The 26,263-nt window shown below is 69.6% G+C and carries 23 protein-coding genes and 1 pseudogene; 16 read left to right on the top strand and 8 right to left on the bottom strand.

The window, feature by feature from the left end; genetic code table 11:
- Window positions 1–94: 94 nt before the first annotated feature.
- Window positions 95–730 carry a response regulator transcription factor gene (locus QQM39_RS25530; RefSeq protein WP_301999862.1) on the top strand — a complete coding sequence of 212 codons (636 nt, stop codon included), beginning with the start codon at window positions 95–97 and terminating at the stop codon, window positions 728–730.
- 17 nt (window positions 731–747) lie between these two features.
- Here QQM39_RS25530 and QQM39_RS25535 read toward each other — a convergent pair whose 3' ends face one another.
- Both QQM39_RS25535 and QQM39_RS25540 read right to left on the bottom strand, forming a co-directional pair.
- Window positions 748–1,539 carry a hypothetical protein gene (locus QQM39_RS25535; RefSeq protein ID WP_301999863.1) on the bottom strand — a complete coding sequence of 264 codons (792 nt, stop codon included), beginning with the start codon at window positions 1,537–1,539 and terminating at the stop codon, window positions 748–750.
- A gap of 34 nt (window positions 1,540–1,573) precedes the next feature.
- Entirely contained in the window at window positions 1,574–2,317 is a 744-nt protein-coding gene (locus QQM39_RS25540) for a hypothetical protein (RefSeq protein ID WP_301999864.1), read from the bottom strand.
- Between the two features lie 196 nt (window positions 2,318–2,513).
- On the opposite strand from QQM39_RS25540, the gene QQM39_RS25545 reads away from it, so the two are divergent.
- The 4 genes from QQM39_RS25545 to QQM39_RS25560 all read left to right on the top strand — a co-directional run bounded on the left by QQM39_RS25545 (window position 2,514) and on the right by QQM39_RS25560 (window position 7,865).
- Window positions 2,514–3,284: an SDR family NAD(P)-dependent oxidoreductase gene (locus QQM39_RS25545; protein WP_301999865.1), complete on the top strand. Its 771-nt coding sequence runs from the start codon at window positions 2,514–2,516 to the stop codon at window positions 3,282–3,284.
- Window positions 3,285–3,408: 124 nt separating this feature from the next.
- A complete protein-coding gene (locus QQM39_RS25550; RefSeq protein ID WP_367669087.1) occupies window positions 3,409–4,527 on the top strand; it encodes an LLM class flavin-dependent oxidoreductase in 1,119 nt (372 codons plus the stop codon).
- Between the two features lie 96 nt (window positions 4,528–4,623).
- The gene (locus QQM39_RS25555; RefSeq protein ID WP_301999867.1) at window positions 4,624–6,354 is read left to right on the top strand and encodes an amidohydrolase family protein; all 1,731 of its coding nucleotides are present in this window, start codon (window positions 4,624–4,626) and stop codon (window positions 6,352–6,354) included.
- Window positions 6,355–6,398: 44 nt separating this feature from the next.
- On the top strand, window positions 6,399–7,865 hold the full coding sequence (locus QQM39_RS25560) for an aldehyde dehydrogenase family protein (protein ID WP_302003724.1): 1,467 nt from the start codon (window positions 6,399–6,401) through the stop codon (window positions 7,863–7,865).
- Between the two features lie 93 nt (window positions 7,866–7,958).
- On the opposite strand, the gene QQM39_RS25565 is transcribed toward QQM39_RS25560, so the two are convergent.
- On the bottom strand, window positions 7,959–8,375 hold the full coding sequence (locus tag QQM39_RS25565) for a hypothetical protein (protein ID WP_301999868.1): 417 nt from the start codon (window positions 8,373–8,375) through the stop codon (window positions 7,959–7,961).
- A 69-nt stretch (window positions 8,376–8,444) separates the two neighbouring features.
- Window positions 8,445–8,840 (bottom strand): nitroreductase family deazaflavin-dependent oxidoreductase, encoded by a 396-nt coding sequence (locus QQM39_RS25570; RefSeq protein WP_301999869.1) that lies wholly within the window; start codon window positions 8,838–8,840, stop codon window positions 8,445–8,447.
- A 102-nt stretch (window positions 8,841–8,942) separates the two neighbouring features.
- Here QQM39_RS25570 and QQM39_RS25575 point away from each other — a divergent pair, with 102 nt between their 5' ends.
- Both QQM39_RS25575 and QQM39_RS25580 read left to right on the top strand, forming a co-directional pair.
- Window positions 8,943–9,770: an endonuclease/exonuclease/phosphatase family protein gene (locus QQM39_RS25575; RefSeq protein WP_301999870.1), complete on the top strand. Its 828-nt coding sequence runs from the start codon at window positions 8,943–8,945 to the stop codon at window positions 9,768–9,770.
- Window positions 9,771–9,887: 117 nt separating this feature from the next.
- Window positions 9,888–10,691: an LPXTG cell wall anchor domain-containing protein gene (locus tag QQM39_RS25580; protein WP_301999871.1), complete on the top strand. Its 804-nt coding sequence runs from the start codon at window positions 9,888–9,890 to the stop codon at window positions 10,689–10,691.
- Window positions 10,692–10,736: 45 nt separating this feature from the next.
- On the opposite strand, the gene QQM39_RS25585 is transcribed toward QQM39_RS25580, so the two are convergent.
- From QQM39_RS25585 to QQM39_RS25595, 3 genes are all read right to left on the bottom strand, one after another.
- The gene (locus tag QQM39_RS25585; protein ID WP_301999872.1) at window positions 10,737–11,183 is read right to left on the bottom strand and encodes a hypothetical protein; all 447 of its coding nucleotides are present in this window, start codon (window positions 11,181–11,183) and stop codon (window positions 10,737–10,739) included.
- Between the two features lie 438 nt (window positions 11,184–11,621).
- Window positions 11,622–11,807: a DUF397 domain-containing protein gene (locus tag QQM39_RS25590; protein ID WP_301999873.1), complete on the bottom strand. Its 186-nt coding sequence runs from the start codon at window positions 11,805–11,807 to the stop codon at window positions 11,622–11,624.
- A gap of 10 nt (window positions 11,808–11,817) precedes the next feature.
- Window positions 11,818–12,669 carry a helix-turn-helix transcriptional regulator gene (locus QQM39_RS25595; protein ID WP_301999874.1) on the bottom strand — a complete coding sequence of 284 codons (852 nt, stop codon included), beginning with the start codon at window positions 12,667–12,669 and terminating at the stop codon, window positions 11,818–11,820.
- Window positions 12,670–12,882: 213 nt separating this feature from the next.
- On the opposite strand from QQM39_RS25595, the gene QQM39_RS25600 reads away from it, so the two are divergent.
- From QQM39_RS25600 to QQM39_RS25620, 5 genes are all read left to right on the top strand, one after another.
- A complete protein-coding gene (locus QQM39_RS25600; protein ID WP_301999875.1) occupies window positions 12,883–13,329 on the top strand; it encodes an ATP-binding protein in 447 nt (148 codons plus the stop codon).
- 92 nt (window positions 13,330–13,421) lie between these two features.
- On the top strand, window positions 13,422–13,586 hold the full coding sequence (locus QQM39_RS25605) for a hypothetical protein (RefSeq protein ID WP_301999876.1): 165 nt from the start codon (window positions 13,422–13,424) through the stop codon (window positions 13,584–13,586).
- A gap of 111 nt (window positions 13,587–13,697) precedes the next feature.
- Window positions 13,698–13,979: a hypothetical protein gene (locus QQM39_RS25610; RefSeq protein WP_301999877.1), complete on the top strand. Its 282-nt coding sequence runs from the start codon at window positions 13,698–13,700 to the stop codon at window positions 13,977–13,979.
- Between the two features lie 109 nt (window positions 13,980–14,088).
- Window positions 14,089–14,463: a CU044_2847 family protein gene (locus QQM39_RS25615; protein WP_301999878.1), complete on the top strand. Its 375-nt coding sequence runs from the start codon at window positions 14,089–14,091 to the stop codon at window positions 14,461–14,463.
- 74 nt (window positions 14,464–14,537) lie between these two features.
- Window positions 14,538–18,956, top strand: a complete 4,419-nt coding sequence (locus QQM39_RS25620; protein WP_301999879.1) for a trypsin-like peptidase domain-containing protein — start codon at window positions 14,538–14,540, stop codon at window positions 18,954–18,956.
- Between the two features lie 24 nt (window positions 18,957–18,980).
- Here QQM39_RS25620 and QQM39_RS25625 read toward each other — a convergent pair whose 3' ends face one another.
- Window positions 18,981–20,516, bottom strand: coding sequence for a CehA/McbA family metallohydrolase (locus QQM39_RS25625; RefSeq protein ID WP_301999880.1), 1,536 nt, complete (start codon window positions 20,514–20,516; stop codon window positions 18,981–18,983).
- Between the two features lie 223 nt (window positions 20,517–20,739).
- Between QQM39_RS25625 and QQM39_RS25630 the strand changes: the two are divergent.
- The 4 genes and pseudogenes from QQM39_RS25630 (at window position 20,740) to QQM39_RS25645 (ending at window position 26,258) form a co-directional block, all read left to right on the top strand.
- Window positions 20,740–21,612 (top strand): annotated as a pseudogene (locus QQM39_RS25630) (TIGR03619 family F420-dependent LLM class oxidoreductase).
- A 166-nt stretch (window positions 21,613–21,778) separates the two neighbouring features.
- Entirely contained in the window at window positions 21,779–24,364 is a 2,586-nt protein-coding gene (locus tag QQM39_RS25635) for a bifunctional FO biosynthesis protein CofGH (RefSeq protein ID WP_301999881.1), read from the top strand.
- A gap of 78 nt (window positions 24,365–24,442) precedes the next feature.
- Window positions 24,443–24,994: a hypothetical protein gene (locus tag QQM39_RS25640; RefSeq protein ID WP_301999882.1), complete on the top strand. Its 552-nt coding sequence runs from the start codon at window positions 24,443–24,445 to the stop codon at window positions 24,992–24,994.
- An 82-nt stretch (window positions 24,995–25,076) separates the two neighbouring features.
- The gene (locus tag QQM39_RS25645) at window positions 25,077–26,258 is read left to right on the top strand and encodes a DUF418 domain-containing protein (protein ID WP_301999883.1); all 1,182 of its coding nucleotides are present in this window, start codon (window positions 25,077–25,079) and stop codon (window positions 26,256–26,258) included.
- Window positions 26,259–26,263 lie beyond the last annotated feature (5 nt).

Here is a 26,263-nt window from a genome sequence, read left to right on the forward strand (position 1 = left end):
GCGCTCCTTGAAAGCTTGAACATGTCCACGCCGACCGCCGTATGTACCGACGTACTGACGTTGATGTACGGCTTCGGCGGAAGGACACAACGACGTGCGCGCTTCCCGGAAACTCACCGTCGCCCTCGCCTGCCCCGAGGATGCCTGGCCGCATCCCGACTGGCCGGCTCCGGACGACCCGTACGTCGGGCGGGTGGTGCGGCCGGCCGCGCCCTTCGAGGCGGCGCGGGCGGACGCGGACGTCGTGATCCTGCGCTGCGAGGACCCCTCGGCGGCCCTGCGGGAGCTGTGGGCCGCCGACGTCCCGGTGATCGTCATCAGCCCGCGCCGCGACACCGAGACCATCGTCGAGGTGTTCCGCGGCGGAGCGGGCTATCTGGTCGAGGGCGACTACTGCACCTGCATGCTCTCCTCGGCCGTCGTCGGGGCCACCGTCGGGCACACGTACCTCTCCCCGGCGGCCTGCGCCGCCCTGCGCGAAGGGGCGCGGCGGATGCCCACCGGCGGGGAGGCCATGGAGCGGCTGCGGTCGCTGCTCTCGCCGCGTGAGCGGCAGATCATGGAGCTGCTGTCGACCGGCCTGGGCGCCCAGGAGATCGGGCTGCGATTACGGCTGAGCGAGAAGACCGTCCGCAACAACCTCAGCAACATCTACGCCAAGCTGGACGCACGCGGCAGCACGGACGCGGTCCTGCGCTGGCTGGGAGCCACGCCCGTGCTTCGCACCTGAGAACCGGCAACCGTGGATTACGGTGCCGGAACCTCCGACAGCGGGATTTCGACGTCGGTGACGTTCTCGCCGGCCGCACCGAATCCCGGTTCCGACCTGAGGGCGCGCGTGGAATTCCGCAGCCCTGCCGCCTCGGGGGTTCCGCACCTCACATTGCGCAGCCAGAGGCGGCCGTCGGGGGTGCCGTTCTTCAGGACCTGCGGATAGAAGACGTGTACGCCCGTGGCGCCCTCGCTCGGGGAGAAGAACACCTTCTGGCCGTCCTGCGCCTCCTTGTACGTGGCTCGTAGGAAGCCACTCACGTCCGTGCGTTTCGCGGACCACATGAAGAAGGCGATGCTGTCCGCCTGTACGGTGTCCGTCCTGCTGAACGCCAGGGTGGTCGTCTTGTCGTCACGCGTGATGTTGATTTCCGAGGTGCTGAACTTCACGCCGATCTCGAAGACGGAATTGGCGAGCTTCGTGCCGGCTTCCGCGGTGAATCCGTCCTCTAGCTGGATGGTCCTGGTGACGGACGCGCTCACGTCGAAGGTCTTCGAGGCGGTGCCCGTCGATCCGCAGTTGTCGCTCACCGTGGAGACCCGTTGATTGGGCCCGAGGTTGTCCCGTTTGAACTGGACATCGACGAACGCGCAGTTCTCGAGCTTGTCGGAGTCCGCCGAGCAGTCGGCGGTCACTTCGGAGGGGGTGGCGGCGCCCGCCGAGTTCATCAGCGGAACGGCCACCGCGACGGCGACCAGCGGGGACAGGACGAGGGTGATGCGCTTCTTCTTGCTCCGGTGGCTTCTGGTGCGGCCGGCGCGTGTCATGGGGCTCTCCTGTGGAATGTGGGGGGTCAAGGGTTCAGCAGTCGGTCAGTACGGCCTTGGAGGTGCCGTCCATGACACCGGGGGCACCCGCCGCGCCCGGCAGGATGACGGGGCCCTCGACGACCTCCGGTGCCACGAAGTTCTGCTCGGGGGAGGGGTTGGTGACGGTCGTCGCCTCACGGGCGTCGATGCGTACCCGCCACTCGCCGGTCATCCGCTGCGTCTTCGGCGTGAACTCCATGTGGAGCACCTTGCCGACCGGCACTTCCCGCTGTTCCGTGTCACCCGCGGTCGCGGACTTCACCGTCATGTCGAGGGTGCCCTTGTGCTTGAGCCAGGATCCGGTCAGGGCTCCGAAGATCCCTCCGCCGCCGCCCTGTTGCGTGACGGTGTACTTGCCCCGTCCCTGGGCCGCCGTCGCCGACCAGGTGATCGACACCTTCGCCGGTTCGGTGGCGTTCGGTTCGCAGTTCGGGAAGTCGATGGAGGCCTTCTCGGTCGGCCCGTCGAAGGTCTCGAACTTCGTCTCGACGAAATCGCAGTTGTCGGAGGCGAAACTCGGTCCGGCGATCGGATGGCCGCCGAAATCAGAAATGGACTGCTGCTTGCCATTGAGCACCCTGGCCCGCTGGCACAAGGTCATGATCTGCTCGGGCGTCTTCTCGTCGGCGGCGTTCGCCGACGGCAGCAGCACGGTGGCGATGGCTCCGCCGGTCACGAGGGCCGATCCGACCGCCACGATCCTGATCTTCTTGTTCTTCAGTCTCCGCTTGGACATGGCGAAGATTTTGGATTCCCTTGACGGGCGCCGACAGGGTCAAACATCCCTACTTGTGGGTCACGTGAGATTCGCCTCAGCAACGCCCCAGTGGCGCCTCTGACTTGCATCTGACGCTCCGTCAGGTATGCCGCTACGATGCGAAGTCCACCGTGTCCACCGTGTCCACGGTGTCCACCGTGTGAAGGGGGCCGTAATGGGCAAGCTCGACGGACGGGTCGTCATCGTCACCGGGGCGGCGCGCGGACAGGGCGAGCAGGAGGCGCGGCTGTTCGCGGCGGAGGGCGCGAGAGTCGTCGTCGCCGATGTGCTCGACGACCAGGGCGAGGCCCTCGCCGAGGAGCTCGGTGCGCTGTACGTCCACCTGGACGTGGGCCGGGAAGCCGACTGGCAGGCCGCCGTCGCCGCCGCGCGCGGGGCCTACGGCCATATCGACGCGCTGGTCAACAACGCCGGCATCCTGCGCTTCAACTCCCTCGTCGACACGCCCCTCGACGAGTTCATGCAGGTCGTACGGGTCAACCAGGTCGGCTGCTTCCTCGGCATCAAGACCGTCGCGCCGGAGATGGCCGACGGCGGCACGATCGTCAACACGGCCTCGTACACCGCGGTGACCGGCATGGCGGCCGTGGGGACGTACTCCGCCACCAAGCACGCCATCCTCGGCCTCACCCGGGTCGCCGCCCTGGAGCTGGCGCCCCGCGGCATCCGGGTCAACGCCATGTGTCCCGGCGCCATAGACACCGCGATGTCCAACCCGTCGCTGCTGGATCCGGAAGCGGACGCGGAGGAGACGTCGAGAGCGCTCGACGGGCTCTACCGCAAGCTCGTGCCGCTCGGCCGGATCGGGAAGCCGGAGGAGGTGGCGCGCCTCGCGCTGTTCCTGACCTCGGAGGACTCCTCGTACATCACCGGGCAGCCGTTCGTGATCGACGGGGGATGGTTGGCGGGCGTCTCGGTTCTCTGACCCCGGCGAGGACAGTTGCCTGACTGGCCGTCAGCTATTGACCATCCGTGCGCCCGGTGCCACAGTCGGCGGCATACCGCCGATCTGACGAAGCGTCAGAAACTACTGGGGACGGTGAACCTCCTTGGAATTCGGGCTCTTTGTACAGGGATACGTGGGCAAGCGCGCCGAGACCGACCCGCTCGCCGAGCACAAGGCACTGATGGAGGAGACCGAGTACGTCATCCAGGCGGACCGGTCCGGCTTCAAGTACGCCTGGGCGTCCGAGCACCACTTCCTGGAGGAGTACTCGCACCTCTCCGCGAACGACGTCTTCCTCGGGTATCTGGCCCATGCGACCGAGCGGATCCACCTGGGCTCCGGGATCTTCAATCCCCTCGCCCAGGTCAACCACCCCGTGAAGGTCGCCGAGAAGGTGGCCATGCTCGACCATCTCACCGAGAACCGCTTCGAGTTCGGCAGCGGGCGAGGGGCGGGGTCGCACGAGATCCTCGGGTTTCTGCCGGGGATCACCGACATGAACCACACGAAGGGGATCTGGGAGGAGACCATCGCCGAGTTCCCCAAGATGTGGCTCCAGGACGAGTACGAGGGGTTCCAGGGCAAGCACTGGCAGCTTCCGCCGCGCAAGGTGCTCCCCAAGCCGTACGGGAAGTCCCACCCCGCGATGTGGTACGCGGCCGGGTCGCCGCCGTCGTACGCCATGGCGGCGAAGAAGGGGCTCGGGGTGCTCGGGTTCAGTGTGCAGAAGGTCGCCGACATGGAGTGGGTTCTGGAGCAGTACAAGACGGCGGTCGTGAACGCCGAGCCCATCGGTGACTTCGTCAACGACAACGTGATGGTGACGACGACGGCGATCTGTGCGCCCACGCATGCCGAGGCGATCGGGATCGCGGTGCGGGGCGGGTTGCACTATCTGCCGTCGCTGGTGTTCCGGTACCACGACACGTTTCCTCGTCCCGAGGGGTTCCCGGTGTGGCCGGAGACGTTGCCCGAGTACACGCCGGAGTTCGTGGAGCTGCTGATCGAGGAGGAGTTGTTGATCTGCGGGGATCCGGATGAGGTGTTCCGGCAGTGCAAGCGGTGGGAGCAGGCGGGGGCCGATCAGTTGAGCTTCGGGTTGCCGGTGGGGGTGCCGAAGGAGGAGACGTTGCAGACGATTCGGTTGATCGGGGAGCACGTGATTCCGAAGATCGACACGGATCCTGTTCATCGGACTTCGCGGTTCCGGAGGGGTGCCTGAGCGTCGTTGGCGGCTGCGGGTTCGTGGGGGCTGGTCGCGCGGTTCCCCGCGCCCCTGAGGGCGCGGCCCGCACCCGGAATTCAAGGAGGAACCGTCATGCTCGATCACGTCATCAAAGGCGCGACCGTCGTCGACGGGACGGGCGCGCCCGCCCACACCGCCGACGTCGGTATACGGGACGGTCGCATCGCCGTCATCGGCATCGTCACCGAGGAGTCCCGCACCACCGAAGACGCCACCGGGCTCGTCCTCGCCCCCGGATTCGTCGACCCCCACACCCACTACGACGCCCAGCTCTTCTGGGACCCGTACGCGACCCCCTCCCTCAACCACGGGGTGACCACCGTCGCCGCCGGGAACTGTGGGTTCACCCTCGCCCCCTTGAACCCGGCCCGTCCGGACGACGCCGACTACACGCGCCGCATGATGTCCAAGGTCGAGGGCATGTCGCTGGTCGCGCTGGAGGAGGGGGCGCCCTGGAGTTGGCGGACCTTCGGGGAGTATCTGGATGCCCTTGAGGGGCGGATCGCCGTCAACGCGGGGTTCATGGTGGGGCATTGTGCGCTGCGGCGGTATGTCATGGGGCCGGAGGCGATCGGCGGGCAGCCGAGTGCGGAGCAGCTGGCCGAGATGGTCCGGCTGTTGCACGACGCCATGGACGCCGGTGCGTGGGGTTTCTCCACCACCCAGTCGTCGAGCCACTCCGACGGGGACGGCAAGCCGGTGGCCTCCCGGCACGCGAAGCCGGACGAGTTGCTGGCGATGTCGCGGGCGGTCGGTGACCACGAGGGGACACAGATCGAGGCGATCGTCGCGGGGTGTCTGGACCAGTTCAGCGACGCCGAGATCGAACTGTTCGTGGAGATGAGCGCCGCCGCCGGACGGCCGCTCAACTGGAACGTGCTGACCATCGACTCGGCCGTTCCGGAGCGGGTGCCGCGGCAGCTGCTCGCGAGTGAGCAGGCCCGGAAGGCGGGCGGCCGGGTGGTGGCCCTCACCATGCCGATCCTCACGCCGATGAACATGTCCCTGGGCACCTTCTGCGCCCTGAACCTCATCCCCGGGTGGGGGCCGGTCCTCGGGCTGCCCGTGCCCGAGCGGATCGCCAAGCTGCGCGAACCGGACGTACAGGCCGAGTTGCTCAGGCACGCCACCGCCAAGGAGGCGGGGGTCTTCCGACGGCTGACGAACTTCGGGCGGTACGTCATCGGCGACACCTACAGCGAGGCCAACCGAGGGCTGAGCGGGCGGGTCGTGGAGGACATCGCCCGGGAGCGCGGCCAGGAGCCCTTCCCGTGCCTGGTGGAGATCTGCGCCGCCGACGATCTGCGTACGGTCCTGTGGCCCATGCCCACCGACAACGACCCCGCGTCCTGGTCCCTGCGCGCCGAGACCTGGCAGCACGAGGACGTGCTGCTGGGCGGCTCGGACGCCGGGGCGCATCTGGACCGGATGTGCGGGGCGCCGTACACGACGCGGTTCCTCGGGGACTGTCTGCGGGGGCGGCGGCTGGTCGGCCTTGAGCAGGCGGTGAAGATGCTGACCGATGATCCGGCGCGGTTGTTCGGGCTGCGTGAGCGGGGCCGGGTGGAGGAGGGCTTCCATGCGGATCTGGTGCTCTTCGACCCGGAGCGGATCGACGCCGGCACGGCCAGCCTGGTGCACGACCTGCCGGGTGACAGCCCGCGGCTGGACTCCAAGGCGATCGGAGTGCGGGCCGTGTGGGTCAACGGGGTCGAGGCGATCCGGGACGACGTGGTGACCGGGGCCGTGCCGGGGCGCGTGCTGCGGTCGGGGCGGGACACCAGGACGGTGGCCACCAGGTGAGCGTCCGAGGTCCTGATGGTCTTGATGGTCCTGGTCGGCAGCGGTTGTTCGTGGGCGGGGCGTGGGTCGAGCCGGAGGGCGGGTACTACGCCGTCGTCGACCCGGCGTCCGAGGAGACCGTCGGGTGGGCTCCGGAGGCCTCGCGGGATCAGGTGCACGCGGCTTGTGCCGCGGCCCGCGAGGCCTTCGGGCCGTGGTCGCGGACGACGCCTCAGGAGCGGGCGGCCGTGCTGGCGCGGGCCGCGGACATCATCCGCGGCCACCTCGTGCCGTACGCCGAACTGGCGCAGGCCGAGACCGGCGCGACCACGGGGACGGCCCGGGGCATGCAGGTCGGTGTCGGGGCGGCCCGTTTCCGGCGGTACGCGCGCGTGGAGCCCGCCGAGTGGGCCATCCCGCCGCAGATCAACGAGGCCGGGCATGGGGGTACCTCCCACGCCTTCAAGGCAGTGGGGGAGGGGAAGGCTGGTGTGCTGGGCGCGCTGGCCGTCCGCCAGCCCGTCGGGGTGGTCACCTGCATCACCTCGTACAACAACCCGTGGGCCAACCCGGCCGGCAAGATCGCCCCCGCGCTGGCCATGGGCAACACGGTCGTCGTGAAACCGGCGCCGCAGGATCCGCTCTCCGTCTACCGGATGGCGGAGGCGCTGGAGGCGGCCGGGGTGCCGGCGGGTGTCGTGAACGTCGTCTCCGGGCGGGCCGTGGAGGTCGGTGAGGCGGCCGTGTCGTCCCCGGACGTCGACATGGTGAGCTTCACCGGCTCCACGGCGGTCGGGCAGCGCATCGCCGAGGTGTGCGGGCGGGACATGAAACGCCAGTTGATGGAGCTCGGCGGGAAGGGCGCGGCGGTCGTCTTCGACGACGCGGACCTCGGTTCGGCGGTGGCCGGGATCGGGACGACGTTCTCCTTCTACAGCGGGCAGATCTGCACGGCGCCGACGCGGGTGCTGGCCCAGCGGGGCGTGTACGACCGGCTGGTCGAGCAACTGGCCGTGTATGCCGGTCGGTTGAAGGTCGGGGATCCGCGTGAGGCGTCCACGATCGTCGGGCCGGTGATCTCGGCGGAGCACCGGGACCGGGTGGAGGCGTACGTGGAGACGGGGCGGAAAGAGGGCGCGGTGGTGGTGACGGGAGGCGAACGGCCGCCGTACGAGCGGGGTTTCTACGTCGCGCCGACGCTTCTCGCGGACTGCTCCAACGACATGCGGGTCGCCCGGGAGGAGATCTTCGGACCGGTCGTGTCGGTCATCCCCTTCGACGAGGAGGAAGAAGGGATCGCCCTCGCCAACGACACCGACTACGGGCTGATCGACTACGTCTGGTCCGGTGATGTCGCCCGCGCTTTCCGGGTCGCGCGGCGGCTGCGGGCCGGCGGGGTCGGGATCAACACCGTCGGCCGCAACATGGAGGCGCCGTTCGGGGGCTTCAAGAAGAGTGGGGTGGGCCGGGACGTCGGGTCGTACGCACTGCACGCGTACAGCGAGGTGCAGGCGATCGTGTGGCCGGGGTGACGGTGGTCGGGGTGGCGTTCGCTCGCGCCCGCGCACAGGCAGGATGCCGGCTCGCGCGGTAGCGCTCGTCGGCACCCTGCGCTCTGGGGTCGTCTACGGGTGGATCCGGACTGTCCGGGCGGTGTTGCCGCGGACGTCCTTGACCGTGAAGTCGACGCCGTTGATGGTGCAGTGCAGCGGCGGGGTGCCTCCGCAGCCCATTTCCGTGCCGTCGCCGTAGGCCTTGATCTGGATGTTGTTCTTGCTGATCTGCGGGAAGGTGACGCGTTCGATCCAGAAGCGGTGAGCCCTGAACCCTTCGCCCTTCTTGACCTGGACCTTGCAGTCGAGGTCGGCGCACTTCTTCAGGCGCGAGGGATAGGAGATGGCCCGGGTGTCCGCTGCCGCCGCCGAATGGGCTGCGACACCGGTCACGGTCAGAGCGAGAGCGACCGCGCCCATGGCTGCTTTGCGGGAGCGAGCGGCTGCGCGCCTGGTCGCTCCCCCCTTCGTCTTCGTGGTGTGTTCCATGTGGCGGTTCTAGCGGGCCGGCCGTGGGACGGGTCCCGACGTGCGGCCCTGATCAGGCCCGTCGGACCGTCAGTCCTCCAGGTCCACGCGCACCGTCAGCAGGTTCGTCCCGAAGGCCCTCACGCCCGCGCTGTTGAAGCGCGGCAGGCCGCGCAGGCGGGCGATCGGGTCGTCGTCGGGCAGCAGGTGGGCCGTGCCGGTGTGCCAGCGCCCCCTGATCCGCACCCGCACCCGCGGATCCGCCTTGATGTTGCGGATGTACTGCGACTTGTCACCGAACTCCGAGACCAGCCAGAAGGAGTCACCGACCCGGCGGCCGCCCACCGGTGTCTGCCGGGGCAGGCCGGAGACCCGGCCCGTGGTCTCCAGGACCGTCTGGAGGGGGAGGCGGCGCAGCACCGGATTGCCGACGTGGCGCTGGAAGGCGGTGGCGGCGCGGAACCTGAGGTCGGCGAGGCGGGACATCGTCTGTGAGTCTCCTGTCTCCTGCTGGGTGTCACGGCGCGACGGTCGAACTGTTGCTTCAATGGTCCCCGACGCGGCATGACGAGAGCAGGTGGCTGCGGAATGCGGGTCGTGACCTGGAACCTGTGGTGGCGCTTCGGGCCCTGGGAGGACCGCCAGAAGGCGATCCTCGCCGCGCTGCGCGAACTGCGCCCCGACGTCGTCGGCCTGCAGGAGGTGTGGGCCGCCGACGGCGAGAACCAGGCCGAGTGGCTGGCCGGCGAACTCGGCATGCACTGGGCCTGGGCCCCCTCGCCCGCCCCCGAGCGCTGGCGCCGGCGGATCGGCGACCCCACGGTGGACATCGGGAACGCCGTACTGAGCCGCTGGCCGGTCGCCGACCGGCGCACCCTGCGCCTACCCGCCCCCTCCGACGTCGACGACGGCCGCCTCGCCCTATACACCCGCCTGGTCACCCCCTCCTACGACATCCCCTTCTTCACCACCCACCTCACCTCCGCCCTGCACGCCTCGGCCGTACGCTGCCGCCAGGTCACCGCGCTCGCCGAGTTCATCGCCGAGAACCGGGGCGACACGCCCTTTCCCACCGTCGTCACCGGCGACTTCAGCGCCTGGCCCGACTCCGACGAGATCCGCCTCTTCGGCGGCTACCGGACCGCGCCGCTCGTACCCGGCCAGGTCTTCTTCGACGCGTGGCAGTACGCCGACCCGGCCGCGCCCTCCGTCACCTGGGACCGCGAGAACCCGTACGTCGCGGCGGGCCTGGAGCCGAGCGTGCGCATCGACTACATCCACGTGGGGCCGCCCGGGACGGGGGGACTGGGCCATGTACGGGGCGTACGGCGTGCGGGCGACGGCCCGGTCGACGGGGTCTGGCCGTCGGACCACGCGGCGGTGGTCGCGGACCTGGGGGACGGGCCGGTGGCCTGAGAGGGGACAGTCACGCCCAGGGGAACATCCGGTGACGAGATGGTGGGCCGCGGCAACTGGCGCCTGATCACAACGGTCACACAGGTGCCCAAGGTCCCCGTATCCGAGGTTGATCACATGAGACCCCGTCAGGCTCTGCTGGCCGCCGCCGCGTTGCTCCCGGCGGCACTGCTGACCGGCACGGCAGCGCACGCCACCGACTTTCCGACGCCCTGGCTCCCGGCCACGGCGTCCCCGTCCCCGTCCTCCATCAACCCGTGGGACTGCTACAGCGACCAAGAGGACCCGCGCCTGCGGACGACGCTTGACGGTCTGCCCGGAGCCATCGCCGTAGGCAGCGGTTGGCACGGCCTCACCCTCAAGGTCCTGAACCTCAGGGACACGGCCGTCGAGGACGTCGAAATCACCCTCACCAAGGTGGCGTACGACAGAAGGCCCGACATGCCCACCGAAAGCCCGGAGTACGTCGACCTTCAGCGCCAGGATCCGAAGTCCCGGGCCTGGGTGGACATCCCCTTCCCGGACGACTACGAGGGCGTCCTCACCACGACGGACATTGCCCCTCGCGAGACGCTGACGTTCCAGCTCCGCCTGCGCGTCAACAGGGGAGTACCCCTGGGGAACTCGGGGCTTCCGAAGGACGAGGGCAAGGGGGAAGGCGACGTCACGGCCTACGCCAGACGCCTGGACGACAACGGCGAGTGCACCTGGTCACGCGACTGGGAAGGCTTCGGCATCCACGAGGCCGGCTCGCACACGGCAAACGGAAACGCCTCCACACCCCCAACCGACGACCTCGCCGACACCGGCCCTTCCTCCGCACTCCCGCTGCTCACCCTCGCGGGTGGGGCGGCCGTCGCGGTGGGCGGGGGCACGGTTTACGCGGTACGACGCCGCAGGGCGGGCGACGGCGGGTCCTGACCGGCCCGGCGACAAGGACCGGGACCGGGGCCCGGCCGGACGGGGTCACCGCGTGAAGTGCTTCGCGGGATGACGGGGGTCCGCCGAGCAGACGTACAGCCCCGCGTGCCCGCCCCGACCGACGGTCATACCGACCGGCTCGCGCGCCGCGGACGCCTCCTCGCTCCTCGGCTCCAGACCACGCTCCTCCAGCGGCTGGAACCGGCCCGGCTCGCCGTCCCCCTGGCCCAGCTCGTACTCGTACGTGTCGAACTGCAGGAACAACTCCAGCGGCGCCCGGCACTCGTCGCACTCCATCGTCCCCGGCATATCCGTCACGCCCCATCTCATGCTGCCGCCCAGCTTGTAGCCCGGGATGGTCGACACGTCGTCGACCAGGCCCCGCTCTTCGAGCCAGACCTCGTGGCGATCGGCGAGAGCGGCCGGGAGTTCGTCCCGCCAGGGGTACTCCGTGAGCCGTTCCGGACGCAGCACACACACCCTCGGGATCATGTCGAACTCCAGGTCCCAGTGCTCCTCGGGATCCGGCTGCGCGGCGAGCGGCTCGGTGACATCGTCGGTTCGCCGCCAGACGAGCCGGCACGCCTGTCCTCACCCCTCCGGGTGCGGCTGGTCGTGCCACTCCGGGCACCACAGCAGCTGCACCAGGTCCGTGCCCTCCGGGAACCGGATCTCCGGGAAGTCCACCGCCGTCAGCTGCGCCTCGGCGACCAGCGGGTAGGGGGCCCTGCTGCCGGCCGTTCACGTCCCTGTGCTCCGCGCAGTACGGCCATGGCTCGGCGGTCGGCCACCACAGGGGGCCGCCGATGTGGCTGTCGCGGGGTCCGGGCCTACCTCGGCGGGGGTGCAGTCGGACGGTGGTCCGGGCGTGGGGCGCCAACTCCGGGAAGTCCACGGCGGGGTCGTGGGAGGCCGGGCCGGTGGTGAGGGTCATGTGCGGGGGGACTTCAGGGCGTTGAGGAGGGTGTCGAAGGTGGCGGGGGTGGTGGTGAGGACGGCTTGGGCGGGGTCGGCGCTTTCGGTGAGGCGGATTGTGTCAGGGCCGGCGGCGGATATGTGGACGCAGGCGTCGCCTTCCTGGCAGTAGGACGACTTCTGCCAGCGGTGCGGGGACATGTCGGCTCCTTCACAGGTCCTGGGCGAGGGCGTGGATCAGGTCGCGGGACTTCTCAGGGCTGAGGGCGGTGGCTTCCACGATGTCGAGAAGATTCCGGTACTTCTCCAGGAGTGCCTCGGCATCGAGGAGGGCCGGGCCGTGGAACTGGTCGAGTTGGGCGGTGTCGAGCTGCGGCACGGGGCCGCGCAGGTAGTTGATGGACTGACCGGAACCGGGGAACGCGCCGACGCCGAGGGGCAGTACGCGGATGGTGATGTGTTCCAGTTCCCCCATGTCGAGCAGATGTTGCAGTTGCGCACGCGCTACATTCCGGCCGCCTACTCGCATGTGCAGGGCGGCTTCGTGCACGACGGTGCTGTACGGAGTCGGATGCGCCCCGTACAGCACGCCCTGCCGCTTGATCCGGTGCGAGACTCGATGCTCGATCTCGGGTGGCGTGGGTGCGGGAATGACGTGCCGGAAGATCTCACGCGCGTGATCGGCAGTCTGGAGCAGCCCCGGCATGTGAGAGGTGTACGCAGTGCGTACGGCGGTGGCGTGGTGCTCCAGTTCGGCGAGGTCGAGAAGCCCTGACGGCAGAACTTCCCGATACGACTCCCACCAGCCGAACGCCTTGTCGGTCGCCATGCTGACCAGAGCCTCGATGAACATCTGGTCAGGGCAGGAGTAGATGTGTGCCAGCGCCCGGATGCGCTCGGGGCTCACCCCGAACCGGCCCGACTCCACGTTGCTGAGCTGACCCTGGCTCGTGCCGAGGGTGCGCGCGGCCTCGGTCGCCGTCATGCCCGCGCGCTCGCGCATCTTGCGTAGCTCCACGGCGAGCCGGAGGCGGCGGGCCGTCAGAGGGGGTCTGGCGGGCATGTGCGAACTCCTCCTGAACGCGCGTTCCGTGGGCAGGTCACTCACAGGAGTGAAGCTGGACCCAAGTATCTCCAGATCTCGCAAATGGCATTTGCTGAGCCCTTACCTTCATGTTCGGGCGCCCCGCCTGGCAGCGCACCGTGGGACGCCACGGCAGAGACACCAGGCACCGTAGGCAACGCCCCAACTCCCCTCAGTGATAGGAGACTTCCGATGGCCACCGTATCCCCGTCCTGGAACTACACCCTTCATCTCCCGCACGATCCACGCGCACCGGGCATCGCACGCGGCACCCTCAGACTGATTCTGGCCGCCCACAGCATGCCCGAGCTCACCCCGACGGCAGAACTTCTGGCGACGGAGCTGCTCACCAACTCGCACCGCCACACGGACGGCCCATACGCCCTCCGACTCCGCTCTTCCGCACCGGGCCGACTCCGTGTGGCCGTATGGGACACCGACCCCACCATCCCGCCCGGCTTCTCGGACCAGTCGACCTCGCAGCCCCCGCCGCCCACTGAACACGAGCACGGCCGAGGACTGCACCTGGTCCGCAGCTGCGCGGACGCGTGCGGCGCGTCGGTGCTCGGCGAGTCGGTCGCGTCGAAGAGCGGCAAGCTGCTGTGGGCCGAGTGCGGAGGCGGGGTGGCGGCGTGGTGAGCGGGGCCCTGGGTGTGGGAACGCGATGTTCGCCCGGCGTGGGCGGCGCCATACTGGGAGGTGGAGCGATGCCCTTTCACCAGGAGCGGACCATGAGCGAACAGCCCGAGCACGGCGGCTGGGGAACGATGCCCGTCCCTGAGATCCGGACCGTGGACGACCTGCGCAGTGCGCTCAGCCGCTACGGCTTCCCGGGCGACCGGGAGCGGTTCGAAGGAGGAGCTGGCGGCGGCCATAGGAGCCTCGCCGACCAATGATTTCGCGGGTGCCGCGGCGGTGGTCCGGGCTTACCGGCACCGGGTCCTGATCAGGAACTCGCCCGAGATCATGTCCGCCCTGGAGGATGCCCGGACCGGAGGCGGCGGCACGTGAACGAGGTCCAGTTGGAGGAGGCCGAACCCGCCAGGAAGGCGTTCGGTGACCTGACGGAGGGGGAGCGGGACGTCGTACGGGAGGCACTCACGGCCATCGGTCGCGATCCGGCGGTGGGGCGCGAGATTCCCGGCTGGCGGCCTCCGTCTGTGGAGTACACGTACACGACACGCCTGGCGCGGGACTCGGCCGAGGCGATCACGGTCGTGTACACGCACACTCCGGGGATGGGTGTGACCGTCGTCTACTACTTTCGTGATCCACAGGTAGTGGACTGAGCTGCGGTCGCACTGCTCGCCTGACCCAAAGCTCGGACCTCCTCAACTCCCTTACATTTTGCGGGAGTTGTCTTGGCTAGGATCTTCAGCCCAAAGGCTGGAGGATGCCATGAGTGATCGCCCCGTCCACACGGTCGAGGTGCCGCTGGGCGACGGAAGTGACGAGACCATCCGGGTCCAGATCCGTGAAGTGGACTCGGCTCTCGTCAGGGTCGGCCGTGGCGGCAGCCCGATCGCGCGGGCGGAGCGGTCCTTCGGTCAGATGCTGGACACCGTGCGACCGGTGGCGGAGAGCTTCGTGGGGCGGTTCCGGGGGCTGGCGAACGCACCGGACGAGATCACGTTGGCGTTCGGGGTGTCGTTGTCGGCCGAGGCGGACGTGGTGATCGCGAGCACCGCCACATCGGCCAACTTCTCCGTGAGTCTGACCTGGAACAGGAGTGGCACGAGTGAACCGGGCGGGAATACTCCAGAGGTCGGTTGATACTGCCGGCTTGCTGGGAACGGGATGGGGACGGGGAGGTCGCGGTGGTGGTATCGGCGGATGAGCCGCAAAGTGTGGACGAGACGCTGGCCAGGGCCGTCGTCCGGATCATGGGAACGGGCGCAGCGAGCGGCAGAGTCGGTGGGGCGGGCGCCCTCGTTACCGAGGATCGGGTGCTGACGTGCGCTCACGTGGTCTCCGATGCACTCGGGGACACAGTCGCCGTGGGGACCGAGGTCGTCGTCGACTTCCCGCTGGCCGAGACGTTCACCGACGACGGGAAGACCCCGTCGGGTATCGCCGTGGTCGAGCAGTGGATTCCCATGCGGGAATCCGACCAGACGGGAGACATCGCCGTCCTGCGGCTGCAAAAGGCCGTCCCTGGTACACGCCCAGTGCCGATGGCGGACCCCGACACCGTCTGGAAGGACACCGCACGTGCCGTGGGTTTCACCGGCGGGGAGGCCGGCACGCACTGGTTTGAGGGGAGGTTGAGCGGAGCCACCGTAAAGGGCTGGTGGCAGTTGGCGCGGGCCGACGGCGAGACGGCACATGTCAGAGGGGGCTTCAGCGGCAGCCCTGTGTGGGACGAGGATTTGGGCGCGGCTGTCGGGATCATCGTCGTGACGGAGCGCGAGGGGGAAGCCCGGCAGACGTTCGTGATCCGCACCCGGACACTGATACGCGAGTTACGCGAGTTACCCGAGGCATCAAAGCTGGATCTCGCGCCCTTGCTTCTCCCGCCCTCACCGTTTCGTGGCCTGAACACCTTCCAGGAGAAGGACACCGCCCTCTTCTTCGGCCGGGACGGGGACATCAAGGAGGTCGTGGCGCTCCTGCAGGGCGATGACCGGACCGTCACCCTCTGCGGGCCCTCCGGCTGCGGAAAGTCGTCACTTGCGCTGGCCGGTGCAGTGCCCAAAATGCGGGCGCACGGCTACGAGGTGCTGGTGGTGAACGCCGGAGGCAACGCCTCTCCCGTGTCCGCGCTCGCGACATCGTTGTACAAGACCGTCCGGGCCGCACCGGAGGAGCCCGGCGCTCCGTGGCCCGGGGGCGCCGACGAGGTGGAGGAACGGCTCGCCACCCACAGTCTCTGGGGCACGTACCACCACTATGTCCGCGGGCGGGAACGGCAGGCGCCGGACGATCTCCTCGTCGTACTCGACCAGGCCGAGGCCCTCCTGGACCGCACCCCGACCGAAATCGACGACATCGTTCGGCTGCTCGCCCCCGAGGGCCCGGAAGGCCGCGCGTTGAAGGTTCTGGCGACCCTGCGCGCGGACGTCATGCACGTGCTCCTGGAGCATCCGAGTCTCGGCCCCTTCCTCAAACGCGGCAGGATCGTCCCTCTGACACCCATGTCTCCGGACCAGCTCCGCGAAGTGATCACCAAACCGGTCGAGGGGATCCCCACCGTCCGATACGACCCCGGCCTCGATCAGCGCATCCTGCAGGACGCGGGCGGCGAGCCCGGCGTTCTGCCGCTGCTGGGCTTCGTCCTGAACGAGTTGTGGCGCCTCCAGGAGCGCGGACGGCTGACGGTGAAGGCATACGGGGATCTGGGAGGCGTCTCCGGCGCGCTCGCCCAGCATGCCAAGGCCGCATGGGAGGTCCATGTCGGCACCAAACCGGCGGAGGACCAGGCCGCGGCACGACGGCTGCTCACCGGCCTGGTACGCATGCTGCCGGGCAGTACGACCCTGCTGCGCCGTCGGCTCACGCGGGAGGAAGCAGGGGAAGGCTGGCCGTTCGCCCTGTCGTTCGCCAAGAAGCGGCTGCTGGTCCTGCACGGGAGCAAGGGGGGCCCGGAAAGCGTCGAACTGGCCCACGAGGCTCTGATCGACGCCTGGCCCGAGCTGAAGCAACAGACGGTGGACGATCGGAAGTTCCTCGTCGGTCGGGCGGAACTGAGCCACGACCGGGAGCGGTGGGAGGAGAAGGAGCGTTCGCCGCATCTGCTGCCAGGTCGTTTGCAGCTCCGTGCCATCGAGGACTGGCTGGGTGAGCGCCAAGACGAACTGACCAACGACGAGAAGCACTTCCTCGACCTCGCCCGGCGCCGGGACAAGGCGCGCCGGGCACGAGTGCGCGCCGCGTGGGTTGCGGTGGCGGCTGTGTTCGCGCTTATCGTGGGGCTCGGGACCTTCCTCGTCTATCAGTCCCGGGTCAGCGAGGAGCGGGACGCGGAGGCGCGTTCGCGGGCCCTGGCCGTCCTTTCGGACAGCCAGGTGGATCAGGACGTCGGTCTCGCCGCGCTCACGGCCATGGCCGCGTACGACGTCTCACCGACGCAGGAGGCCCGTAGCGCGCTGCTGCGCAGGTACGAAGAACTGCGGGACGCCGAGTGGGTCATGAGCGGCGCGGAGGGCCCGGTCGGCGATGTGGCGACCAGCGTGGACGGCACGGTGGCCCTGATGACTACCGAACTCGGACGGGCGACGCTGTTCGTCCGTGAGGCCGGGGGACAGGTCTCGCGCACTCAGCTTCGGGCCCCTGGGCGGGTCTTCCAGCCGATGGTCGCCCGGGACGGGCGGCGGATCGCGTACATGACGGCGGCGGGCAGCTTGGTCTGGCATGACGTGCGTCCCGCCGCGAAGGAGGTGCTCGGACGGGCGCATCCCCTCAGCAACGCGCACTTCGCGGGCGTCGCCGACGCGAAGGGCAGCGGCTCGGAGCCCACCGACACCGCAGACCTGTCCCCGGATGCCGACCAGGTGGCCACGCTGCTGGACGGACGGATTCGGCTGTGGGACCTGAGGACGGGACGCAGCCGGGAGGTGCCCGGGCACGATCCCGAGCTGGAGACGGTGCGGTTCGGGCCGGACAGCGGCACAGTCGTGGCCGAGCGCCAAGCCCTTCTGGACGACTATTCCTCCATCTCCTCCATGGTGTCCATCTCCGCCAGCACCGGAAAGACGCGTGAACTGGCGAAGGAGGTCGACACAAGCTCCTCAAGCTCCTCATTCCTGCCCTCCCTGTCCGGCGACGGACGAGTGCTGGCCGTCTGCCGGAGTGATTCGGACAACGGCTCCTCCTCCTACTGGTCCGTCCGTGTGGCGGACGGACAGGTACTGGGCCGTTACGAGAGTGAGGACGGCAGCTGTTCGAAAGCCGCCCTGGACGCGACAGGGCAGCGTTTCGTCGTAAATGACGGTGACGACTGGTTCCTTGTCGACAACGGGCGGGGCAAGAGCGTGAGGAATGTAGCGGGGCCCAGCCCCGATACCCGGCTTGACCGTCTCCTCCAGAGCCCCCGGGGTCCTGTGGTGTCCACCTGGGGTGTGCGCACGATGAAGGGGCTGCCCCTGGAGGAGGGCACCGAGAACGGCAGGGACTGGGACAATTACGTCTTCGGCGCGCCGAAGCTGCTCAACGGCACCACGATGGTGATGCATCGGGGCCGATCCGGTTCCGAAGGAATCATCGACGACGAGCTGGCACTCGTCGACCTGGAAACCGGGCGTACGACGGCCTCGGTGAAACGGCCTGACAAGGAGGCCGGAAGCGGCGTCGGCCCCTTCGGCGCCTTTCTGTACCCGGCGGAAGTACTGGCGGTCAACGAGGCCGGCACGCTGGTGGCCGACATCGTCGGCGAGAACAAGATAATCGTGCGCGAGCTCCCGTCGCTGCGCCAGACAGCGGAGATCACCACCCGCATGCCCCCTGCCGACACGTCCGGGGAAAGGGAGCCTCTGCGCGTCGACTTCGGCTCGGGCAACAGGCTGGTGACGGTCTCCGGCAGCTGGATCGAGAGCTGGAACGCCCCCGACGGCCGTCGACTCTCGGAGCCCTTCGACGTGCGTGCCCTCCATCTCTCCGAGAAGAATCCGCCCCTGTTCTCGTCGGAGGAACAACCCGAAGACTCCGGCTTCTGGGTGAACTCACATCCCAAACCGGGATATGTGCAGATCATGGTCCAGGGTGATCCGATCCTGCACGCTGTCCATCTGGGGACCGGCAAGGAGAACAGAGGACTGCGCGTCGAACTCGGCGGGGACATCGACCGGGCCTTCCTCGACCCCAGCGGCCGCTACGCACTCGCGAAGACGCTAGGCGGGTTGGTGGAGCTGTGGTCGCTAAAGTCCGGGTCGGCACCAGAGCGGGTGGCTGGGCCGTTCGGGCCGCTGACGATCCCGTATCTGGCCACCTTCGTGAACGACGGCGATACGTTCCTCATCGCCAACGCGAACTCAGTGCGCGTCTACGACACGGCGAATCCCGGCCACGTGGAGTTCTACGACTTCGGCCCCTCGGGCAATATCTTCTTCGGGAACATGCCTCAGCAGTACTTGGGGCTAGGCGACGAGGGGACCTCGTTGGTCCGGAGCAAAGACGGGCAAGTCGACCTGCTCCGCCTCGACCCCGCCCGCTGGAAGAGTGACCTCTGCCGCACCCTGGGCCGCGACATCACCCCCGACGAGCGCCGAGGGCTGCCCGAGGGGCTGCCGGACACGATCTGCCCGCAAGGGCAGGGCGGGCGGTCCGGCTGAACCGCCCAAGTACGGGACCAGGTGCTACGACCTCCCCAGGAAAACCGGATTAGTGAACGCCGCCAACGCCCCCGGCAACGGCCCCACCGCCGCCTCATGCCGCAACTCCGCCCGCACATAGGCCGCGTAAGACGGCGTCGTACGCCACTCCACGACCCCCGCCCCCGACACCGGCAGCGGCGGGCTGGTGAACAGTACGCCCTGGTCGGTGACAAAGCGGACCGTGCAGCGGGGGGCGCCCGTGGCCTCCAGGCGTACGGTCACCGGTGAGTTCCGGTCGACGTTCAGGCGTTCGCCGATGCCGGCGTGTTCGCCCTTCGGGCCCGAGACGCCGAAGGTCAGTGAGACGTTCTTCGACTCGGCGATGTACGACCGCCCGGCCCTGATCCCCTCCTGGATCGCCTCCCGCGTCAGGTCGTCCGCCAGGACCACCGTCTGCGGGCTGCCGACGGGGTCGGGGTCGCGGTGGGCGTCGCTGTTGCCCATCGCCGGGATCCAGGCGCCGGACCCCGAGCGCACGGACGCCACCAGCATGCTGTCCCAGTCCGCCAGCGTCACCTCGTCGTCGGGCGTGTAGGGGCCGTTCCAGACCTCCACCGCGTCCGCCTCGCCGAAGCCGAACTTCCAGTTGCAGCCGACGCACGTGGCGTGCGGGTGGGCGGGGACGACGAGGCCGCCGGAGCGGCGGATCTGGCGGGCGAACTTGCCGAAGCGGTTGTCGCGCGCCCGGTAACGCCAGTCGATGAACGTCCCCGGCTCGGTGCCGAGCGCCACCACGTGGCCGTTGCGCGTCGTGACCTCCTCGCCCAGCATCACCAGCAGGTCGTCGCCCGCCACGTTCGCCCAGTGCGCGTGCGCGGAGTGCGTGTTGTGCTCCGAGCTGTTGATGAAGTCCAGGCCTGCCGCCCGCGCCAGCGCCGCGATCTCCGCCGGGGTGCGGCGGCCGTCGGAGTACCAGGAGTGCAAGTGGCAGTCGCCCCGGTACCAGGCGCGGCCCCGGCCCTTCGCCCGCTCCGGCGGGTATGTCGGCTCGACGGCCTCGCCGGGCTCGCCGTACGTCAGCGTGATGGTGATCTCGTATGGCAGGCCCTGCGGCGCCACCGTGTAGGGGCCGAGGGCGATGGACCAGGTGCCCTCCCGGACCGGCCCGGGGATGTACCCCGGCGTCGCTTCGTCCGCCCGGATGAAGAACTCGGTCCTGGCGCCCCCCGACCAGCCCCGGAAGCCCTTCCCGCCCAGCTCCGTGCCGCGCCAGTCGAAGATGCCGATGTCCAGGGCGTTGCCCGGGGTGCCGGCCGGGACGGACGGTTTCTCGTAGGTGTAGGAGACCTTGATCTCCCGTACCCCGGAGGGGATTTCGAGCGGTACGTACACGAAGTCGGGGGACCCGGGCGGCAGGGTGCCCCGCACCGTGCGGGTCTCCGCGTCCTGGGTGTCGTCGGCGCCTCTGGCGAAGGTCACGCTTCCCAACGTAAGCGCGGCGGCGGCGCCCGTCACGAACAGCGCGCGTCTTCCCAGGCCCGTGTGGTCCGCCTGGCCCGCGTGGTGGTCCTCGCACATGCTGCTGCTCCCCAGGTCGTCGTGAGTGACATGGCGTGGGTGGTGCAGTGGTGGTGCGTGCAACTCTCGTATTCAGCCGTGAACTGCCGTGCAAGGGAAGGGAATCGGCAGCCAATCGGCAGCCGAGCGGGAGTTGTCGAAGCTCCGGTCCGCCCCGGAGACGATGCATATGCGCCGACTGGTCGGTATGGACATCGGGCGGTCGCGCGGTACAGATGCGGTCATGCGCATCTCCGTCACGATCTTCCTCACCGACGAGGCCATCACCCCGACCCGGCTCGCCCGTGAGCTGGAGCAGCGCGGGTTCGCCGGGCTGTACCTGCCCGAGCACACCCATATCCCGGTCGAGCGGGTCACCCCGTACCCGGCCGGCGGCGACCTGCCGCCCGAGTACGGCCGCACCCTCGACCCCTTCGTCGCCCTCGGCCAGGCCGCCGCCGTCACCGAACGGCTGGGCCTCGGCACCGCCGCGCGGCGGAGCCGCATATCGATACAGCACGCTGGTCGCCCAGCACGACCCGATCGACCTCGCCAAGCAGATCGCGACCGTGGACCACCTCTCCGGCGGGCGGTTCACCCTCGGCCTCGGCTTCGGCTGGAACGTGGAGGAAGCCGCCGATCACGGCGTCGAGTGGGCCACGCGCCGCGAGCTCGTCCGGGACCGGATGGCTCTGATGCGGGCGCTGTGGGCGGACGAACCCACCGCGTACGAGGGGGAGTTCGGTGCGGTGCGGGCCAGTTTCGCCTATCCCGAACCGGTACAGAAGCCGCGCGCGCCGAAGGTCGTCGGGCCTCGCACGCTCATCGGCGGAGCCGCCGGGCCGAAGCTGTTCGCGCACATCAGCGAGTACGCCGACGGGTGGCTGCCGATCGGCGGTCGCGGATTGTCCGAAACCTTGCCTGTGCTGCGGGCCGCCTGGGCCGACGCCGGGCGCGATCCGAACGCCCTTCAGGTCGTGCCGTACGCCGTGTATCCCAGCCCGGCAAGCTCGCGCACTATGCGGAGGCGGGGATCGAGGAGGTCGTGGTGCAGTTGCCTCCGGCGGGGGAGGCGGAGGTTCTGCGGCTACTGGACGGGTACGCCGAGTACTTGTAAGCCGACGGCAGGCCGCCCACCCCAGGGGCGCGGGGCTGTGTCAATACGCGGCTCCGCCGCGTGGGCGTGACCAGCCACACCGAGCCCGCAACCGGCAACGCACCGCAGTCCCCGGGACCCCACCCGCCCCCGCTGAACCGGCGGAGCCCCTCCGTATGCTCGAAGAATGACGACTCCCGCGACCCCCGGAACCGGCCCGACTGAGAACTCCATGCGTCGCGCCCTCAAACGCGCCCGGGACGGCGTCGCCCTCGACGTCTCCGAGGCGGCCGTGCTGCTCCAGGCCCGCGGCGAGGCCCTCGACGACCTCGTCGCGTCGGCCGGCCGGGTGCGCGACGCGGGCCTCGAAACGGCCGGCCGGCCCGGCGTCATCACGTACTCGAAGAGCGTCTTCATCCCCCTGACCCGGCTGTGCCGGGACAAGTGCCACTACTGCACCTTCGTCACCGTCCCGGGCAAGCTGCGCCGCGCCGGGCACGGGATGTTCATGTCGCCGGACGAGGTCCTCGACATCGCCCGCAAGGGCGCGGCCCTCGGCTGCAAGGAAGCCCTCATCACCCTCGGCGACAAGCCGGAGGACCGGTGGCCGGAGGCCAGGGAGTGGCTCGACGCGCACGGGTACGACGACACCATCGCCTACGTCCGCGCCATCTCCATCCGCATCCTGGAGGAGACGGGGCTGCTGCCCCACCTCAACCCGGGCGTCATGACCTGGACCGACTTCCAGCGGCTCAAGCCCGTCGCCCCGTCGATGGGCATGATGCTGGAGACCACCGCGACCCGCCTGTGGTCGGAGCCGGGTGGCCCGCACTACGGCTCCCCGGACAAGGAGCCCGCCGTACGGCTGCGGGTACTGGAGGACGCGGGGCGTTCCTCCGTCCCCTTCACGTCCGGGATCCTGATCGGCATCGGCGAGACGTACGAGGAGCGGGCCGAGTCCCTCTTCGCGCTCCGCAAGATCTCCCGGGCCTACCACGGCGTCCAGGAACTGATCATCCAGAACTTCCGCGCCAAGCCGGACACCGCGATGCGCGGCATGCCGGACGCCGAACTCGACGAGCTGGTGGCCACGGTGGCCGTCGCCCGGCACATCATGGGGCCGAGCGCCTGCCTCCAGGCCCCGCCCAACCTGGTCGACAGCGAGTACGAGCGGCTGATCCGGGCCGGCATCGACGACTGGGGCGGGGTCTCCCCGCTGACCATCGACCACGTCAACCCCGAGCGCCCCTGGCCGCAGATCGAGGAACTGGCCGAGCGGTCGGCGGCGGCCGGCTTCGAGCTGCGTGAACGGCTGTGCGTCTACCCGGAGTTCGTGCAGCGCGGCGAGCCCTGGCTGGACCCGCGGCTGCTCCCGCACGTCCGGGCGCTCGCCGACCCGGAGACGGGCCTGGCGCGTGCGGACGCGGTGGTCGAGGGTCACCCGTGGCAGGAGCCCGAGGAGGCCTTCGTCGCCTCCGGCCGTACGGATCTGCACACCACCATCGACACCGAGGGCCGTACGTCCGACCGCCGCGACGACTTCGACGAGGTGTACGGCGACTGGGGCGCCCTGCGCGAGGCCGCCGCGCCCGGCATGGCGCCGGAGCGCATCGACACCGACGTACGCCAGGCGCTGCGGGTCGCGGCCGACGACCCGACCCGGCTGACCGACGACGAGGCGCTGGCGCTGCTCCACGCGGACGGCCCGGCGCTGGACGCGCTCACCCGCATCGCCGACGACGTGCGCAAGTCGGTGGTCGGCGACGACGTCACGTACATCGTCACGCGGAACATCAACTTCACCAACGTCTGCTACACGGGCTGCCGCTTCTGCGCCTTCGCGCAACGCAGGACCGACGCCGACGCCTACACGCTCTCCCTGGACCAGGTCGCCGACCGCGCCCAACAGGCCTGGGACCTGGGCGCCGTGGAGGTCTGCATGCAGGGCGGCATCCACCCGGACCTGCCGGGAACGGCGTACTTCGACATCGCGCGGTCCGTGAAATCCCGCGTCCCCGGCATGCATGTGCACGCCTTCTCCCCGATGGAGGTCGTGAACGGCGCCACCCGCACCGGCATGTCGATCAGGGAATGGCTGACGGCGGCGAAGGAAGCCGGCCTGGACTCCATCCCCGGTACCGCCGCCGAGATCCTCGACGACGAGGTCCGCTGGGTCCTGACCAAGGGCAAGCTGCCGACGGCGACGTGGATCGAGGTGATCACGACCGCGCACGAGCTCGGCATCAGGTCGTCGTCGACGATGATGTACGGCCATGTCGACCAGCCCCGCCACTGGCTCGGCCACCTGCGCACACTGGCCGGGATCCAGCAACGCACCGGCGGCTTCACGGAGTTCGTGACGCTGCCGTTCATCCACACCAACGCGCCGGTGTACCTGGCGGGGATCGCGCGGCCCGGCCCGACGATCCGCGACAACAGGGCGGTGACGGCGATGGCCCGTCTCCTCCTGCACCCCTGGATACCCAACATCCAGACCAGCTGGGTGAAGCTGGGCACCGAGGGCGCGGCCGAGATGCTCCGCTCCGGCGCCAACGACCTCGGCGGCACGCTGATGGAGGAGACGATCTCGCGGATGGCGGGGTCGTCGTACGGCTCGTACAAGTCGGTACGCGACCTGGTGGCCGTCGCCGAGGTGGCCGGCCGTCCGGCGAAGCCCCGCACGACCCTGTACGGCGAGGTGACGGAGGAACGGCAGCGGGCGGCGGCGGCCTCGGACGGGCATCTGCCGGAGTTGTTGCCGGTGCTGGACTGAGAAGGACCCCGCCGCGGGGGTCGGTACGATGATCCGACCCCCGCCGGAGGGGTTCCGTAGCTGAGGAGATGCGTGCCCGTGCCTGCTCCCAAGGTCTGGGTGACCGGTCTGACGGTGGGCGCGATAGCCGCCGTCACCGTTCTCGCCGTGCAGGCCGACAAGGGGCCGCACCCGACAGCGACGGCGGCCCGCCCGAGCTCGTCCGCGTCGGCGGGGGCGAGCCCCGCCCCGTCGAAGTCCACCGCACCCGCCGCCGTGCCGGAGGGCTCGGGCACGGGACGCCGGGTCGTCTACTCCCTCGGCCAGAAGCGGGTCTGGCTGGTCGACGCGAGCGACGCGGCCCGCCGTACCTTCACCGTCTGGCCGGGCACGGTGAGCCCGGACCCCGGCACCTACACGGTGTCGTCGCGCAACATGGCCACCACGGGCTCGGACGGCGTGCAGATCGAGAACATCATCTACTTCGCCGCGAAGTCCGGTGTCTCCATCGCCTTTTCCAACGCCGTGGACGGCTCCTCGCCCCCGCCCGCCGAGGGCAAGCGGACCGGCGGGGTCCGGTTGCACGCGGCCGACGGGGCGGCGCTGTGGACGTTCGGGGAGACAGGTACGACTGTGGTCGTGGTCGAGTAGGCGTCCTCTGCATCCTTCGATGTAGGGCAGGTTCGACTTCGCTCACGACGATTCGGGCCGTTGCCGCCGTGACGATGAATCCATGACGCACACGGACGCGCGAGCCCCGCGGGCACTGGATTCCTCGTCCACCGGACGCCGACTGCCCCTCCTCGACGTACTGCGCGGAGCGGCGATCCTGGGCACGCTCATGACGAACGTATGGATCTTCACCGGTCCGGGCGGGGAGTGGGGAGCCCTGGAGTCCGGTTCGGGCGAGCTGTCGTTCGGATCGCTCGCGGGAGCCGTCGAAGGCACCTTCAGCGTGCTGGCGAACGGCAAGTTCCTGTCGCTGCTGACGATCCTGTTCGGCGTCGGGCTGGCCATCCAGTACCGCTCGGCTGAGCGGCGCGGACAGCCGTGGCCGGGCCGCTACCGATGGCGGGCGCTGTTCCTCTTCGGCGAGGGCACGCTGCACTTCGTCCTGGTCTTCGCGTGGGACGTGCTGATGGGGTACGCGGTCACCGCGCTGCTCGTCGCCTGGCTGCTGACCCGCTCGGAGCGGGCGCAGCGACGGGTGATGTGGTGGGCGGCGGGGCTGCATCTGACGGTGATCGGTCCGCTGACGGCCGCCCTCGCCCTGGACGGTACCGAGGACGGCGGCACCATCTCCCGAGAGGTCGTCGACCTTTACGCGCACGGCGGTTACCCGGACCAGATCGCCTTCCGCCTGGAGAACGCGATCGCGCTCCGCATGGAACCAGTGCTGACCTTCTTCCTCCTCGTCTTCCTCTTCCTGCTGGGCGTACGGCTGTTCCGGGCGGGCGCGTTCGGCGCGGACGAGACGGCGCGGAGGCTGCGCTCCCGCCTCCTGCTGTGGGGCCTGGGCCTCGGACTGCCGCTCAACGCGGCGGCGACCCTGGCCGGCCCGGACCTGTTCCTGCTGGCCCGGTACGGCACCGCCCCGCTCCTCGCCCTCGGCTACATCGGGCTGATCGGCGCGCTGGTGGACCGGGTACGGCGCCCGGGCCCGCTGATGACGGGACTCACGTCCGTGGGCCGAACCGCCCTGTCCGGCTATGTCCTGCAGAACGTGCTGTGCGCGTTCGTCTCCTACGGCATCGGACTCGGCCTCGCCGAACGGCTCGGTGACACGGGCCCCTGGTGGGTGGTGGGACTGTGGGCCGCGGTCTGCGCGGTGCTGATGGTGTGCTCCACGCTGTGGCTGCGACGCTTCTCGGCAGGGCCCCTGGAGGCGGTCCAGAAATGGGCCCTGCGCCACTGATACGC

The sequence above is a fragment of the Streptomyces sp. DT2A-34 genome, assembly GCF_030499515.1.
Classification (GTDB): domain Bacteria; phylum Actinomycetota; class Actinomycetes; order Streptomycetales; family Streptomycetaceae; genus Streptomyces.

Coding starts and splice junctions, on each gene's coding strand:
- QQM39_RS25565 (WP_301999868.1), bottom strand. CDS start 8,375: ATGGAACACACCACGAAGACGAAGGGGGGAGCGACCAGGCGCGCAGCC.
- QQM39_RS25545 (WP_301999865.1), top strand. CDS start 2,514: ATGGGCAAGCTCGACGGACGGGTCGTCATCGTCACCGGGGCGGCGCGC.
- QQM39_RS25575 (WP_301999870.1), top strand. CDS start 8,943: ATGCGGGTCGTGACCTGGAACCTGTGGTGGCGCTTCGGGCCCTGGGAG.
- QQM39_RS25585 (WP_301999872.1), bottom strand. CDS start 11,183: ATGATCCCGAGGGTGTGTGTGCTGCGTCCGGAACGGCTCACGGAGTAC.
- QQM39_RS25600 (WP_301999875.1), top strand. CDS start 12,883: ATGGCCACCGTATCCCCGTCCTGGAACTACACCCTTCATCTCCCGCAC.
- QQM39_RS25570 (WP_301999869.1), bottom strand. CDS start 8,840: ATGTCCCGCCTCGCCGACCTCAGGTTCCGCGCCGCCACCGCCTTCCAG.
- QQM39_RS25540 (WP_301999864.1), bottom strand. CDS start 2,317: ATGTCCAAGCGGAGACTGAAGAACAAGAAGATCAGGATCGTGGCGGTC.
- QQM39_RS25615 (WP_301999878.1), top strand. CDS start 14,089: ATGAGTGATCGCCCCGTCCACACGGTCGAGGTGCCGCTGGGCGACGGA.
- QQM39_RS25605 (WP_301999876.1), top strand. CDS start 13,422: ATGAGCGAACAGCCCGAGCACGGCGGCTGGGGAACGATGCCCGTCCCT.
- QQM39_RS25580 (WP_301999871.1), top strand. CDS start 9,888: ATGAGACCCCGTCAGGCTCTGCTGGCCGCCGCCGCGTTGCTCCCGGCG.
- QQM39_RS25625 (WP_301999880.1), bottom strand. CDS start 20,516: ATGTGCGAGGACCACCACGCGGGCCAGGCGGACCACACGGGCCTGGGA.
- QQM39_RS25590 (WP_301999873.1), bottom strand. CDS start 11,807: ATGTCCCCGCACCGCTGGCAGAAGTCGTCCTACTGCCAGGAAGGCGAC.
- QQM39_RS25635 (WP_301999881.1), top strand. CDS start 21,779: ATGACGACTCCCGCGACCCCCGGAACCGGCCCGACTGAGAACTCCATG.
- QQM39_RS25645 (WP_301999883.1), top strand. CDS start 25,077: ATGACGCACACGGACGCGCGAGCCCCGCGGGCACTGGATTCCTCGTCC.
- QQM39_RS25595 (WP_301999874.1), bottom strand. CDS start 12,669: ATGCCCGCCAGACCCCCTCTGACGGCCCGCCGCCTCCGGCTCGCCGTG.
- QQM39_RS25535 (WP_301999863.1), bottom strand. CDS start 1,539: ATGACACGCGCCGGCCGCACCAGAAGCCACCGGAGCAAGAAGAAGCGC.
- QQM39_RS25555 (WP_301999867.1), top strand. CDS start 4,624: ATGCTCGATCACGTCATCAAAGGCGCGACCGTCGTCGACGGGACGGGC.